General features: G+C 67.6%; 14 protein-coding genes and 1 pseudogene. 11 read left to right on the top strand and 4 right to left on the bottom strand.

The window, feature by feature from the left end; genetic code table 11:
• Window positions 1-318 precede the first annotated feature (318 nt).
• The 3 genes from AB0I83_RS27840 to AB0I83_RS27830 all read left to right on the top strand — a co-directional run bounded on the left by AB0I83_RS27840 (window position 319) and on the right by AB0I83_RS27830 (window position 2,890).
• Window positions 319-867 (top strand): YciI family protein, encoded by a 549-nt coding sequence (locus AB0I83_RS27840; RefSeq protein WP_363306583.1) that lies wholly within the window; start codon window positions 319-321, stop codon window positions 865-867.
• A 58-nt stretch (window positions 868-925) separates the two neighbouring features.
• Window positions 926-2,104 carry a GDSL-type esterase/lipase family protein gene (locus AB0I83_RS27835; RefSeq protein ID WP_363306582.1) on the top strand — a complete coding sequence of 393 codons (1,179 nt, stop codon included), beginning with the start codon at window positions 926-928 and terminating at the stop codon, window positions 2,102-2,104.
• Between the two features lie 105 nt (window positions 2,105-2,209).
• Entirely contained in the window at window positions 2,210-2,890 is a 681-nt protein-coding gene (locus AB0I83_RS27830) for a DUF6308 family protein (RefSeq protein ID WP_363306581.1), read from the top strand.
• A gap of 508 nt (window positions 2,891-3,398) precedes the next feature.
• Here the strand turns inward: AB0I83_RS27830 and AB0I83_RS27825 are convergent.
• Window positions 3,399-4,207 (bottom strand): IS5 family transposase gene (locus AB0I83_RS27825; RefSeq protein WP_363306580.1). Its coding sequence is split into 2 segments (ribosomal slippage): window positions 3,399-3,887 and window positions 3,890-4,207, totalling 807 coding nucleotides; the frame shifts between segments, so codons are not numbered across the junction.
• A 711-nt stretch (window positions 4,208-4,918) separates the two neighbouring features.
• Here AB0I83_RS27825 and AB0I83_RS27820 point away from each other — a divergent pair.
• The 3 genes from AB0I83_RS27820 (at window position 4,919) to AB0I83_RS27810 (ending at window position 7,045) form a co-directional block, all read left to right on the top strand.
• Window positions 4,919-5,026 (top strand): hypothetical protein, encoded by a 108-nt coding sequence (locus tag AB0I83_RS27820; protein WP_363306630.1) that lies wholly within the window; start codon window positions 4,919-4,921, stop codon window positions 5,024-5,026.
• A gap of 556 nt (window positions 5,027-5,582) precedes the next feature.
• On the top strand, window positions 5,583-6,431 hold the full coding sequence (locus AB0I83_RS27815) for an oxidoreductase (protein WP_363306579.1): 849 nt from the start codon (window positions 5,583-5,585) through the stop codon (window positions 6,429-6,431).
• Window positions 6,431-7,045, top strand: coding sequence for a TetR/AcrR family transcriptional regulator (locus AB0I83_RS27810; protein ID WP_363306578.1), 615 nt, complete (start codon window positions 6,431-6,433; stop codon window positions 7,043-7,045). Before AB0I83_RS27815 ends, AB0I83_RS27810 begins: the two co-directional genes overlap by 1 nt.
• Before the next feature lie 385 nt (window positions 7,046-7,430).
• On the opposite strand, the gene AB0I83_RS27805 is transcribed toward AB0I83_RS27810, so the two are convergent.
• Complete coding sequence (locus AB0I83_RS27805) at window positions 7,431-8,060, bottom strand: TetR/AcrR family transcriptional regulator (RefSeq protein ID WP_363306577.1); 630 nt, start codon at window positions 8,058-8,060, stop codon at window positions 7,431-7,433.
• Window positions 8,061-8,130: 70 nt separating this feature from the next.
• Here AB0I83_RS27805 and AB0I83_RS27800 point away from each other — a divergent pair, with 70 nt between their 5' ends.
• On the top strand, window positions 8,131-9,027 hold the full coding sequence (locus AB0I83_RS27800) for a 2-dehydropantoate 2-reductase N-terminal domain-containing protein (protein WP_363306576.1): 897 nt from the start codon (window positions 8,131-8,133) through the stop codon (window positions 9,025-9,027).
• Between the two features lie 69 nt (window positions 9,028-9,096).
• Here AB0I83_RS27800 and AB0I83_RS27795 read toward each other — a convergent pair whose 3' ends face one another.
• Complete coding sequence (locus tag AB0I83_RS27795) at window positions 9,097-9,999, bottom strand: aminoglycoside phosphotransferase family protein (RefSeq protein ID WP_363306575.1); 903 nt, start codon at window positions 9,997-9,999, stop codon at window positions 9,097-9,099.
• A 146-nt stretch (window positions 10,000-10,145) separates the two neighbouring features.
• Here AB0I83_RS27795 and AB0I83_RS27790 point away from each other — a divergent pair, with 146 nt between their 5' ends.
• The 4 genes and pseudogenes from AB0I83_RS27790 to AB0I83_RS27775 all read left to right on the top strand — a co-directional run bounded on the left by AB0I83_RS27790 (window position 10,146) and on the right by AB0I83_RS27775 (window position 12,823).
• Window positions 10,146-10,994, top strand: coding sequence for an IS5 family transposase (locus AB0I83_RS27790; RefSeq protein WP_363306574.1), 849 nt, complete (start codon window positions 10,146-10,148; stop codon window positions 10,992-10,994).
• A complete protein-coding gene (locus AB0I83_RS27785) occupies window positions 10,991-11,395 on the top strand; it encodes a hypothetical protein (protein WP_363306573.1) in 405 nt (134 codons plus the stop codon). Before AB0I83_RS27790 ends, AB0I83_RS27785 begins: the two co-directional genes overlap by 4 nt.
• A gap of 179 nt (window positions 11,396-11,574) precedes the next feature.
• Window positions 11,575-12,422, top strand: a pseudogene (locus AB0I83_RS27780) (IS5 family transposase).
• The gene (locus AB0I83_RS27775) at window positions 12,419-12,823 is read left to right on the top strand and encodes a hypothetical protein (protein ID WP_363306572.1); all 405 of its coding nucleotides are present in this window, start codon (window positions 12,419-12,421) and stop codon (window positions 12,821-12,823) included. Before AB0I83_RS27780 ends, AB0I83_RS27775 begins: the two are co-directional and overlap by 4 nt.
• 198 nt (window positions 12,824-13,021) lie before the next feature.
• On the opposite strand, the gene AB0I83_RS27770 is transcribed toward AB0I83_RS27775, so the two are convergent.
• Window positions 13,022-13,597, bottom strand: coding sequence for a DUF6461 domain-containing protein (locus AB0I83_RS27770; protein WP_363306570.1), 576 nt, complete (start codon window positions 13,595-13,597; stop codon window positions 13,022-13,024).
• Window positions 13,598-13,689 lie beyond the last annotated feature (92 nt).

Genomic DNA, 13,689 nt, shown 5'->3' with positions numbered 1-13,689 from the left:
GGGGATACGAACTCCCGGATAGCGTCGGCATGTGGCGGGCCTGTCGCCGACGGGCTGAACGGGGTGCAACGGGAGGCGGGGCGCAGGCTAGGGCCGGCCGACGAGCCCTGGCCGAGGTGCGCCGAACCGGACCACTACAAGCCGCTCGACGCGCCCGTAGGGCCGGAGCCGGTCGCGATGGTCCCGGTTAGTCCAGCTGTATGCACGGGATGTGCCCGGACTTGTCTTCCCCGCCAATGCTGCCTCGTTTGGAGCGCGGGGTCATCTTTGCCAAAAGCCAGTTGAGATGGTGCCCTTGGTGGGGAAGGGTCTGTGGTCATGGAGTTCTTCTGCTACCACCGTGATCGGCCCGGCTCTCTCGCGTTACGCGAGGAGTTGCTGGAGGAGCACTGGTCCTACATGGACCGGTACGCGAAGGAGCTGATCGCTCGCGGCCCGACCTTCGCTGATGATGGTGAAACACCCACCGGCAGCGTGCACATCGTCGATCTGCCCGATCCCGCCGCTGCCCGTGCGTTCGCCTTCGACGAGCCCAACTACCAGGCCGGCGCGTACCGGGATGTGCTGTTGCGCCGGTGGCGCAACGTGCTGGGGCGCACCATGTGGGATTTCCCCGGTGGCCCAACCGGTGGCAACCGGTACCTGGTGCTCGGTCTCGGCGAGGGTCCGGCCGCCGATCTTGTCCTGCCGTTCGACCGGGACGAGCTGGTCGCGTACGGGCCGTTGCTGTCCGGCGACGGCGACACCTGGCTGGGTACGGCGGTGCTGCTCAGGGCCCCGGATCCGGAGACGGCACGAGCCGTCCTGACTGCGGACCGGTACGCGGACATCGAGGTCCACGACTGGGAGTTCGGCGGGCGCCGATGAGCCGTGGAGACACCGGGTCGATGTCATCTCCGGACCACATTGACCTGGGACAGGAGCGGTGACGGTGGCGCTGCGGGCGGTCCCGCTCGTGGGCGGGCCGGTGGAGTTACGGGGCGCGCTGGACCTGGAGACCACACAGGCAGGGGTGATGCCGCGCCGGTTGCCCGCGTGGACCAAGGAGCAGTACCAGGACCCGTCGGTCTACGGGGTGACCGTGATGCCCTCGGGGGTGCGGCTGGTGTTCCGCACCGATGCGCACACATTGGAGTTCGAGGTACTTACCTCCACCGGCCAGCTCGATTCCGACCCCCACCCTCGCCCGACCGGGATGCTGGAGTTGCTGGTGGACGGCGCCTTGGCCGGGCGCCAGCAGGCGCCGGTGGGCAACGTGCTGCGGATGGCGGGCCCCGGGGCCGTACAGCGACTCGTCCCGGGCGAGCCAGCAACCGTACGGTTCGCCGGGCTGCCGGCCGGCATGAAGGGTGTCGAGTTGTGGCTGCCACAGCAGACCCCAACGGAACTGGTGGCCCTACGCGCAGACGGTGACGTACTGGTACCGCTGCCGGACGGGCGGCGCCGCTGGGTGCACCACGGCAGTTCCATCAGCCACTGCATCGAGGCCGACGGCCCGACCGGGACCTGGCCGGTGGTGGCAGCTGCGCTCGGAGGGGTGGAGGTGATCAACCTCAGCCAGGCGGGCAATGCGCTGCTGGATCCCTATGTCGCCCGGACGATCCGCGATACGCCCGCCGACCTGATCAGCCTCAAGGTGGGCATCAACATCGTGAGCCTGTCCGCCTTCCGGCTGCGGACGTTCGGCCCGGCGGTACACGGGTTTCTGGACACGATCCGGGATGGGCACCCGGACACCCCGCTGCTGTTGATCTCTCCGGTGAGCTGTCCGGCCCTGGAGGAGGCTCCCGGTCCGGCCGCGACCGGCCCGGACGGCAGGCTCGCTGCCCTGGGCGACCCGGCCGATGTGGCCGGCGGGGTATTGTCGCTGGCAGTGGTCCGTGCCGAGCTGGCCCGGATCGCTGCGGCACGACAGGCGTCCGATCCCCACCTCCACTATCTCGACGGACGCGAGCTGCTTGGCCCGGACGAGGCAGATGACCTGGCCGACGGCCTTCACCCCACCGCCGCCGCATACCGTCGAATGGGCAAGCGCTTTGCAGCCCACGCCTTCGCGACCGACGGTCCCTTCCGCGCCTTCGCGACCGACGGTCCCTTCCGCTGAGTGAGCTGGGCTCCGCACCCTGCACCAGGTGTGGAGCTTCCACGCTCCTCCGGCCGGAGATGGGCGGTGGGGGATTCAGGGCACTGCTCGCCAGGATGGGTTCGTGTGATCTCTTCCTCTGGAACGTCGTTGTCGCCGTTGGGGCAGCGGTTGCGCGTGCTGCTGAGTGCAGAGCGTGTCGTCGGTGACCTGCGGCGCTACTTCGGCATTGGCATGCCGCCCGGCGGGGTGGCGTTCACCGGCAGTCGGTTCGAGCATCTGGCCGGCGGGGGAGACCGGCCGGGGATCGCCGATCGGATCACGGCGGAGGATCTGGTCGCGGTGCAGACCTTGTCAGTGACCGTTCCGGCGCCTGTCGCGCTGGACATTCTGGAGGGCCGCCTCGGCGCGCAGCTGTCCGGTCTGCTGCACGCCATCCCCAGGGACATCGACATGGCCGATGCCCCAGCAAATGTCTTGGCCGATGGCTCGCCGGCGGATCAGGCCTGGCATCTCCTTCGTGACCAGCCCGATGTCGGATGGGTGATCGCGGGCAAGCTCCTGGCCCGCAAGCGCCCGCGGCTGCTCCCGGTCTACGACCGCGTCGTCCGCTGCGCTGTCGGCCGACCACCGTCATTCTGGCTCGCCCTCCATGCCGCGCTGCGCGAGGACGATGGCGCTGTGCACCGTCAGTTGCTCGCGCTGCGGCAGATCGCAGGGGTGCCGGAGACGGTGAGTGCTCTGCGGGTATGCGATGTGGCGGTGTGGATGGGGCACCGGGCGGAGGGTCACGCCTGTCCTCGTTGACTTCTGCAGCGAGGTTGCGCCTGCGGCGTTCTGGCGTGTGAGGGTGACGGACTTTACCAACCATCACCGAAGTGTGTGGGACGTTCGTGTGAAGTGGTCCGCCGGTGCGGGGGAGGGGTGTGGACTCGGGGCAGGAGTGCTGCCAACGGGGCGGTTCCCGGTTCGGAGGGGACGGCACATGATGGATGGCCGGTTGGTGGTGGGCGAATTACGGGTGCAGGAGATCGTCCGCGGGGACGGTCGGGTGTCCTACACGGTCGTGGACACGGACTGCATGCTTGTGGCGGAGGCGGACGGGGTTCCTGCGTTCTTGCCGGGCGGGTACGGACCGTACGTACGCGTATGTGCTGGTGGATCATCTGCGGTGGCTGCGGTTCGCGGGTCTGGATACAGGCGCGGTGTCGCTTGAGGACCTGCGGCACTACATGGCGGCTTTGGGAGCGGACTACCCGGGGCCCTTCGGTCTGCCGTGGCGCGAGGGGAAACGCCCTTAGAGCTCGTAACACGATCATGATCGGGCCTTCTTGAGTCGTCTCCAGCAGATGAGGCTGCAGGCGAGGGAGATGAAGGCGTCGTGGAGTTCGGTGCGGCGGTCCCAGCGGATGGCGAGGCGTTTGAAGTGGTGGAGCAGGGCGAAGGTCTGCTCCACCACGTAGCGGAGCTTGCCCAGGCCTTTGATGTTGGGTGAGCCCTTGCGGGAGATGACGGGCAGGATCCGTCGGTGACGGAGCTCGTCTCGGTTGGGGTTGGAGTCGTAGCCCTTGTCGCCGAGCAGGGCGTCGGGCCGTCGGCGGGGGCGGCCTGGACGGCCCGAGACGGGCGGGATGCCATTGACCAGGGCGAGGATCTGGGTGACGTCGTTGACGTTGGCCGCGGTCGTGATGACCTTGAGCGGGATGCCGCGTCCGTCGCAGATCAGGTGGTGTTTGCTGCCCGTCTTCCGCCGGTCGACCGGCGACGGACCGGTGTCGGCGCCCCTTTTTTCGCGCGGATGTGGGAACCGTCCACACACGCACGTGACCAGTCGAGCTCGCCGGCCGCGTTCAGTTCGGCGAGCAGGACCCGGTGCAGCCGGTCGAAAACTCCTGCCTTCTGCCACCGGTCCAGCCGCCGCCAGCATGTCTGTCCCGAGCCGAACCCCAGCTCCAGCGGGAGCAGTTGCCAGGCTATGTCGTTGTAGAGGACGAACAGGATGCCCTGGAGGCAGAGCCGGTCCGACACCGGCCTCGGCCCCGGCGACCGCTCCGGCCACGGCGGCAGCAACGGCTCGATCAACGCCCACAACTCATCGTCCACGATCCACGGTCGAGTACCCACACCTTCACGAACGGCGGAATCGTCACACCGGTTACGCCCCACCAGCACACTTCAGCAAGATCGTGTTACGAGCTCCTAGGCGGAGGAATAGCCGGCGGCCTCTTGGGTGGTTCGGCGAGCCTTCTTCCGAAGTAGAAAGGAAAGTAAATGGGCATAGGGCTGTTAGCGGTCGTCGTAGTTCTGCTCGCACTCTGGAGTGCTGTGTTTGGCAGTTCCGCGATTGCTTATCCGGTGGGGGCGAGGGACTAACCTCCCGGGGCGCGTTATGACCGGCCCTCCGACAGGAAAGCATGTGGTACTTCTGAGGGGATGCGGAGTAGTTCTCGTATTAGGAGCCCTGTGTCTGACGTTTGTGTGAGGAGCTGACCGAGCGCGTCGGACATGCTGCGGGGCCCCGGGGGAGCAGCCATGACGTTCCCGGGGCCCGGCTTGCTGGACTCGTAGGGGGCGACGACGGGCCGCCGCTATCTGGCACGCCCTGGACATGAACCAGCCGCCGCCGTGCTCCACCGACCCTGGCGGCGGCGCGTACAGCGATAGCTTCCCCGCCGCCTACCTCGGAGTGATCTGCGGAGACTCCTGCTGGCCGACCAACCTTGCGACCTGTCGGCACAACGTCACTGTCGACCGCGTGCGCCACCCGATGTATGGCGCGTTCACCGTCAACATCCGGCTGTGCGCGCCTTCTGGCCCGCCCCCGCAGAGCTGAAGATGAGGATCACCGCCCGGAGATCCTCCGACGTGCTCATGGTGCAAAACCTCCGCGATCCAGCGACCCCGCTGTCCGGGGGTGATCCGCACGCGCCGGGCCCTCAGTGAACGGGTCCGGACCCGGGCGGAGCTCCAGAGGACGGCGGCGGAGCGCCAAGCCCGCGCAGAGGCCGACGCACTGGAGTCGGCGGAAGCCGCCGCCCGCCGCGACGCCGCCCAGGCCCAGGAACAGGCCGCCGAAGCGAGCTCCGCACCGCACGCATCCGCGAGGAGGCGGCGCGCACCACCGCCGAGGCGGAGCGCCGCGAGCAGGAAGCGGAGCGCACCGCCGCCCAACGCGCCGAACACCGCCGCCAGCAGACCCCGGCGGAACACCAGGCCGCGGAGACAGAACTGCGCACCGCCCAGCTCCGCGAGCAGGCCGCCCGCATCGAGGCCACCGCCCAGGACACCGAGGACTACGCCCGCCTCACCCAGCACCGGCCGCTCCGGCGCCGGCATCAACGCCTTCAGCGCCCGCTGAAGGTCCGCGATGTGCTCGCCCCGCGCCGCCAACTGCTCCCGCAGGGCTGCTTAATCAACGCAGTAACGATAAAAATCGACACTGTGTAGACTTCTTGTTCAAGGGAGCGAACTGGCTCCCGGCAAGACCTCTGGAGGAACAGTGCGGAAGCAGAACTGGCTCATCACCGGCGTCAGCACCGGTCTCGGACGTGCCTTCGCCGAGGCCGCCCTGGCCGCAGGTCACACCGTCGCCGGCACAGTCCGCTCGGAGAAAGACCTGCGGGCCTTCGACGAACTCAGGCCCGGTAACGCTCACGGTCGTCTGCTGGACGTGACGGACGACGACGCCGTCCTCGGCGTGATCGCCGAGGTGGAGCAGAGCGTCGGCCCTTTGGATGTCGTCGTCGCCAACGCCGGCTACGGCCTGGAAGGAACCTTCGAGGAAACCCCGCTGGCTGAGGTGCGGCGGCAGTTCGAGGTCAACGTGTTCGGGGCCGTGGCCACCCTGCAGGCGGCGCTGCCCCACATGCGCCGACGTCGCCGCGGACACCTGATGGCCGTCACCTCCATGGGCGGACTCATGGCCGTGCCCGGCATGTCCGCCTACTGCGGCAGCAAGTTCGCTCTCGAAGGCATCCTCGAGGCGCTGGGCAAGGAAGTCGCGCAGTTCGGCATCAACGTGACGGCGATCGAACCCGGCTCCTTCCGCACCGACTGGGCCGGACGGTCCATGACACGCGCCGCGCGGACCGTCGACGACTACGACGAGCTGTTCACCCCCATCCGCGAAGCGCGGCAGAAGGCCAGCGGCAACCAGCTGGGCAATCCGGCCAAGGCCGGGGACGCCCTCGTGCACATCGCTTCGCTCGAGCGCCCGCCGGCCCACCTCGTCCTGGGCTCGGACGCGCTGCGACTGGTCACCGCCGCGCGCACGGCCGTGGACGAGGACATCCGCGCATGGGAGGCACTCTCCCGTACGACCGACTTCGCCGACGGGGCGCAGCTGTGATGCCCGGTCACCATCCCGCGCGGAGTCGTCGCGCCGCCGAACGCAAGGGGGACCTCCGGGAGCAGGCCATCCTCGACACCTGCGAGGCCCTATTGGCGGACAAGGGATACGACGCCATGACCGTCGGTGACATCGCCCAGGGCGCCGGCATCACCCGCGGCGCGTTGTACTTCTACTTCGGTTCCAAGCAAGAAGTGGTCACGGCACTCGTGGCCCGGACCGTGGAGCACCTGTGGGAACGATCCCGGGCCACCGCGCAGACGGAGGAGCCGCGCCGGGCCGTCACGGCCGCCATGCAGCGCACGGTCGAGCTGTGGAACGAGCACGGCCTGGTCATGCGCACGGCTATCGACCTCTCATTGACGGTGCCTGAGGTCGGCAAACTGTGGAACCACACGGCTGACCTGTTCATCGCGGCCATCACCGCCGTCCTGGAACGTGCAGGGATCCAGGCGGGCACCGCGCCGGACCAGGCCCCGGCGATGGCACGTGCCCTGTGCTGGATGATCGAGCGCACCTTTTACCACGCCTCACAGGAATCCCGCGAGCAGCTCCACCATGCCTCGGCGACGTGCGAACACATCTGGCTGACCAGCGCCGGCCTGACCGCTTGAGGTAACCGCCGTAGCCGCCATGAAGCGCGGTCACCCATCCCTACCGATCCAGCCGCCAATGATCCAGCTGACCGCTATCAACCCCGTGGCCCGCCGCCTCACCCGCGAGACCACCCCCAACTGGCGTGACACCGAGACCAAACGAAGCAGACATCGGGTGAAACCCGCACTCACAGCTCTTGGCCCACCGCATGGAGGCCCAGTTCAGGGCCCTGCGTCAGTTCGCCCTCGACGGAACCGACCACGCCACCCACAAGGAACAGGGCAGCATGCTCCGCCGCTACATCATCTGACGGAACAAGAACGCCGACGACAAGTGCCTCACTCTCCTCGCCCACAGGGTGAACGCCGCCTGACCCGCGCCGTCAGCGTCTGTCTCGGGTCGTCAGGTCCGGGTCGGTGGCGCACTCATCGCTGCCGTCAGGAACGTGATCGCCCATTGCCGGGCCGCCTCGCCCGCTACCGGGGGCGTGCAGCCTGGGGAGGGCTGCTGGTGGACCTCGAGGCGGTCGACGGCCATCACGGCAAGGATCCCCCGCATCCGGAACCACAGCTCCTCCGGGGAAAGGCCAGGCCGTGCGCGTGCGAAGGCTGCGAGGTAGCGCTCACGGACCGTTTCCTCGCCCGGTCCGGTCCAGCTGCGCGCCTCCTCGGCCGGGTCGCTGAGGATCGTCACGATCAGCCGGGACGTCCGGGCGCCGCCCTCGTCGTCGGCCGACATCTCGTCGAACAGAGGCCCCGCGAATGCCTCCACCAGCTCGCCGACCGGCGGGTCGGGGGTCCGGGCGAGCAATGTGTCTAGCCCTGCGCACTGGGCCGCGTTGATGGGCTCGATCACGCGGCGGGCGACCGCGGCCATCAGCTCCGCCTTCGACCCGAAGTGGTAGCCGACGGCGGCCAGGTTCGCTCCGGCGAGTTTCGTGATCGCGCGGACCGAGGCGCCGCGGTATCCGTGCTCGGCGAAGAGGTGCTCGGCCGCGTCGAGAAGCTGGGTGCGGGTGTCTGAGGTCGCCACGCGACGGACTCTACATATGTTTGAATGAAACGAACGTATGATTAAATCGAACGGGTGAAAGAAGGCTGTCATGAAGCTGCTCGTGTACGGCGCCGGGGTTTGCGGCAGCCTGTTCGCCGCCCGCATGCATGAGGCCGACCACGACGTCTCGCTCCTCGCCCGGGGTGGTCGCCTGACCGCTCTACGCCAGCACGGCGTGCAGCTCGCCGAGGAAGACAGCCCAGCCGTCCGGCGGGTACCGGTACCGGTGATCGAGCACCCGGGCAGCGAGTACGACCTGATCACCGTCTTCGTCCGCACCCACCAGGTGGACACTGTGCTGGAATCACTCACCGGCGTCCAAGGTGATGTGCTGTTCCTGCTCAACTGGGCAGCCGGCCCGGAAACGCTGGGCGCGGCGATCGGCCACGAACGGGTGCTACTCGGCTTCCCGGTGACGGGCGGCACGATGGACGGCGACGTGATCCGCTACCGCAAGGGCAGTTTCCTCACCCGTCGGGTCGCGATGCCGATCGGCGAACCCGACGGCCGCACCACCCCGCGACTGGAACGGATTGTGGGGACGTTCCGAACTGCCGGGATCAACGCCAAGGCCGAGCCGCAGATGGACGCCTGGCTCAGGACGCACGCCGCATTCGAGGTGCCTCTAGGACAGGCGGCCCACGCTGCGGGCGGCCCGGTAGCGCTGGCCGACGACCCGGACGCGGTCCGCAACATGCTCCACCTCATGCGGCAGAACCTTGCCGCGATGGAGACACCGCCGGTACCACGCGCGTTCGCCGCGTTGCGGGCCCTGCCGCAAGGACTCCTCGTGGCCGCGCTCCGGCGCTTCCTGAAGAGCCCGACGGCCGTGCACAGCGGACTCAACGACCCCTCAGCTGCCATGGCGGCCGAACTCGAGCAGCTAACCGAACAGCTCCGCGCCCCTGCGAGAGCCCGCTCCCACATTCGGCCGTTTGCCGAGTGACCTGCGCAGACACGCACGCGTTCATGCACGATGGCAACGGCTAAGCAGGGGGCCGCGGTCAGAGGCGGATCAACCGCCGGCCAGGGCCATGAGGAACTGAGTTTCCGCGTCGTCCCTACCTGCGCACACTCTGGGGACCGCAGTGAGGACGCTCAGGGCTTGGCACCACCCCAGCACACGTTGAGGAGACAGAGCAGGAACCAATGCTGCCAGCTCCTCGATCCTCTGCTCCAAAATGGCTAGATCCGCGACTCCTTCAAGTATCCAGTCCACAGCGTCGAAGTCTGGATCGCCCCACGTCGGTCTCGGATCGATCGCCACCATGCGGGCGCCCGGACCAGACAGCACGTTGGCCGGATGGAGATCACCATGAACGAGCCCCACGGGTCCACTGGCTGCAAGTTCCAGGGCCGCCGCTCGGGCCTGACTAAGCACCGTCGGGGCAACTGGGCCGTTCACGCGAGCTGCAGCCAGCCTGCGGTCGGTCAAGTCAAACACGAAATCGATCCGGTGTGAGAGGGGCCGGAGGACCGAATGCTCTCCAGGTGCGGGAGAAGGGACCCGCAGATCCCGCAACAGCGCCGCGACCTCGAGCAAACTCCAAGTGAGCTGCCGCACCGGCACTCCCGGTTCCACATTCTCAAGCAGCAGGGCCCCGGCGGCGAGGTCCTCTGCCAGAAGAGTGACAACCGACGGCGTTCCCGCCCAGGCCCGCAGAGCTTCAGCCTCCTCACGGGCAATCCCGGACTCCGGCGTGAGCTTCAGCCACACCGAGGTGCCGGTGTCACGTCTCAAGCAGCGGAACACCCGCGAGGTGCCTCCGCCACTCGCCGCGACAGGTTCCAAATCCCAGTGAGCAGCGAGTTCACTGAGGAGAGCCGGCAACTCATCACACCAACCGAGCACATCAGCGCCGAACCGAACGACGAGTCGATCCCGGACCTCAGGAGCGACGCAGGCCAACTCTTTCAACGCGTTCCCCTACAGGTGGTCGATGCAGTCCCAGGGCATCCTAAGAGGGCGGTTCGTGATTCTTTGAGTTTTTCTGTCGTCGCCTGATGGTGTGGGTGCGGGCGGAATCCGCTGGTCCGCGGCCGGTGGTCTGCTGGGGTGGCGGGGTGAGTGAACGGAAGCCGTACCCGAGCGACTTATCGGATGGGCAGTGGTCGTTGATCGAGCCGGTGATCACAGCCTGGAAGGACCGCCACCGCTCGGTCTGCGGCCACCAGGGCGCCTATGCGATGCGGGAGATCGTGAACGCGATCCTCTACCAGGGCCGGACCGGCTGCCAGTGGGCCTACCTCCCCCACGACCTGCCGCCGAAGAGCGCGACGTACTACTACTTCGCCGCCTGGCGCGACGACGGGACTGACCAGGTCATCCATGAACTCCTGCGCTGCCAGGTCCGTGAACAGGCCAGCCGATTAGAGGACCCGACCCTGGTGGTGCTGGACACCCAGAGTGTCCACGCGGCTGCCGGGGTCCCCGCCTCGACGACCGGCCGGGATCCTGCGAAACGGGTGCCGGGCCGCAAGCGGGGGCTGGCCGTGGACGTGCTGGGCCTGGTCATCGCCGTCATCGTCCTCGCCGCGAGCGCGCATGACAACGCCGCGGGCATCGCCCTGCTCGACCAGGTCGCCGAGAACGCCGGAGGCGCCGTCGAGAAGGCGCTGGTCGACCAGGGCTTCAAGACCGCCGTGGTCGCCCACGGCGCCCTCGTGGGTATCGATGTCGAGATCGTCGAACGCAACCCGCAGGACAAGGGGTTCGTCCCGCAGCCGAAGCGGTGGAGGGTCGAGCAGACCTTCGGGATCCTGATACTGCACCGGCGCCTGGTCCGCGACTACGAGCACCGCTCGGCCTCCTCCGCGTCCCGCGTCTACTGGGCGATGACCCAGGTCATGGCCCGCCGGCTCACCGGCGCGAGCACTCCCACCTGGCGCGACCCGCAGACGGTGACCGCGTGAACATCCAGCCCCTCCTCGACGCGCTCGGCATCCAGGAGGACGCCGACCGGGCCCTGGCCGACGACCTCCGCACACGGATCGTCGAACTGCAGACTCGACTGCGGGAAGCCGAGACCCACCTCGAACACCTGGCCATCACCCGCAAGACCGTCACCGCCCTGGGCGAACGGCTCCCCAACCACCCGGTCTCGCCCGACCTGCCCGAGCACCCGGACTACCCCCGCATCCTCGCCGTCTTCAACGAGGCCACCGGCCAGCTCCGGGCTCGCGATGTCTGCGAAGCCCTCGACCACGAACTACTGCCCAAGAACATCGAGGGCACCCGCGCCAAGCTGAAACGCCTGGTCAAGCTCGATGTCCTCACCGAGATCGACGCCGGCAGCTTCACCAGGAAGCAGTAGCCGACCGAGCGCCGTGACCAGCAGCCCTGCCCCAGCCCCACCCGGAAATGGACATCAATTCACGAACCGCCCACTAAGAGGGCGGTTCGTGACTCTTTAGGTGCTTCTGCTATCACCTGATGGTGTGGGCGTGGGTGGAATCCGCCGGTCCACGGCCGGTGGTCTGTTGGGGTTGCTGGGTGAGTGAACGCAAGCCGTACCCGAGCGACCTATCGGACGAGCAGTGGTCGTTGATCGAGCCGGTGATCACGGCGTGGAAGGACCGGCACCGCTCGGTCAGTGGCCACCAGGGCGCCTATGCGATGCGGGAGATCGTGAACGCGATCCTCTACCAGGGCCGGACCGGCTGCCAGTGGGCCTACCTCCCGCACGACCTGCCGCAGAAGAGCGCGACGTACTACTACTTCGCCGCCTGGCGGGACGACGGGACCGACCAGGTCATCCACGAACTTCTGCTCTGCCAGGTCCGTGAGCGGCCCGCCGATTAGAGGACCCGACCCTGGTAGTGCTGGACACACAGAGTGTTCATGCGGCTGCCGGGGTCCCCGCCCCCACGACCGGTCTGGACCCGGCGAAACGGGTGCCGGGCCGCAAGCGGGGCCTGGCCGTGGACGTGTTGGGCCTGGTCATCGCCGTCGCCATCTTCGCTGAGAACACGCACGACAACGCGGCAGGCATCGCCCTGCTCGACCAGGTCGCCGAGAACACCGGTGGCGCTGTCGAGAAGGCTCTGGTCGATCAGGGCTTCAAGAATCAGGTCATCGTGCACGGCGCCCTCGTGGGTATCGATGTCGAGATCGTGGAACGCAACCCGCGGGACAAGGGCTTCGTCCCCCAGCCGAAGCGGTGGAAGGTCGAGCAGACCTACGGGATCCTGATATTGCACCGGCGTCTGGTCCGCGATTACGAGCACCGGCCGGCCTCCTCCGCGTCCCGCGTCTACTGGGCGATGACCCAGGTCATGGCCCGCCGGCTCACCGGCACGAACGCTCCCACCTGGCGCGACCCGCAGGCGGTGACCACGTGAACATCCAGCCCCTGTTTGACGCACTCGGCATCCAGGAGGACGCCGCCCGGGCCCTGACCGACGACCTCAACGCGCAGATCGCCGAACTGCAGTCCCGGCTGAGGGAGGCCGAGACCCATCTCGAACACCTGGCGATCACCCGGAAGACCGTCACCGCCCTCGCCGACCGGATCCCCACCCCGGTCGGCCCGTCCGACCTGCCCGAGCACCCGGACTACCCCCGCATCCTCGTCGTCTTCAACGACGAGACCGGGCCGCTGCGGGCCAAAGACGTATGCCAAGCCCTCGACCACGAACTGCTACCGAAGAACATCGAAGGCACCCGAGCCAAGCTGAAACGCCTGGTCAGACTCGGCATCCTCATCGAAGCCGACACAGGCAGCTTCACCAGAAGGCGATAGCCGACGGAGCCTCCACCAACCACCCTGCCCCAACCTCACCCAGAAACAGACATCACCTTACGAACTGCCCTCTCAGTAACTCCTATGCCGGCGGCGCCTACGGCAATTTCGTCCAAACGGCTCGACTGGCCGACAACGACGGATTCTGGCTCAAGGTCACATCATCCTGACCCCGAGGTGAGATTCGCTGCCCATCGTTCAGCTCAACTGTGAGGACACGAAAACGGTGGGCAGCGGCCCCTTGACAGCACCGGCTTCCACTCGAAGACCGAACTCAGTCTCCACCGCCTCCAGAGCAGCACGGGCGTCGTCAAATTCCTCCGGCTCATCCTCCAGGAAGAAGCCGGCATGCCGCAGAGCTGTATTGAGGCGGTCGGGGTCCGACCCGGCCGCAGGCTCGAACAGCCACGTGCTGCACGTCGCGATGACCTCCCCATCGCGAGCCTGGGTCACATGCGTGGTGGAGTCGAGAAGCGACCACACACTGATCGCCTCCGTACCCCGCGACAGCCGCCGCAGCACCGGCTCCATGTGCGCGACACCCGTCTGCCCGTTCACATCGAACAGGTAGATCCACTCAGCATCGGCGGGCTCATAGATCCGGACACCCCAGCTATCGAACCCCAAATGCTCGATCGCGTTGTCCAGCCGGTACTCCCGCAAAGCTCCCTGGACCACGATCTCCAAGCGGTCAAGAAGGTCCTGCTGGGTCAACCCCCGGACCGCCGTCACACAGAAGTACTCACTGCTCAGCACCCCAGACAAACGGTCCACGTCAACTTCATCCCCTCAACACCCCGACAGCACCCTGCCACGACAGGGTAATCCGGTCCTGCCACCTCTGTGCGAGCGGACGGACCGTCAGG

Origin of the sequence: Streptomyces sp. NPDC049970, assembly GCF_040660235.1 — a bacterium.
GTDB lineage: Bacteria > Actinomycetota > Actinomycetes > Streptomycetales > Streptomycetaceae > Streptomyces.
This window is presented reverse-complemented; position numbering and strand designations above follow the sequence as displayed.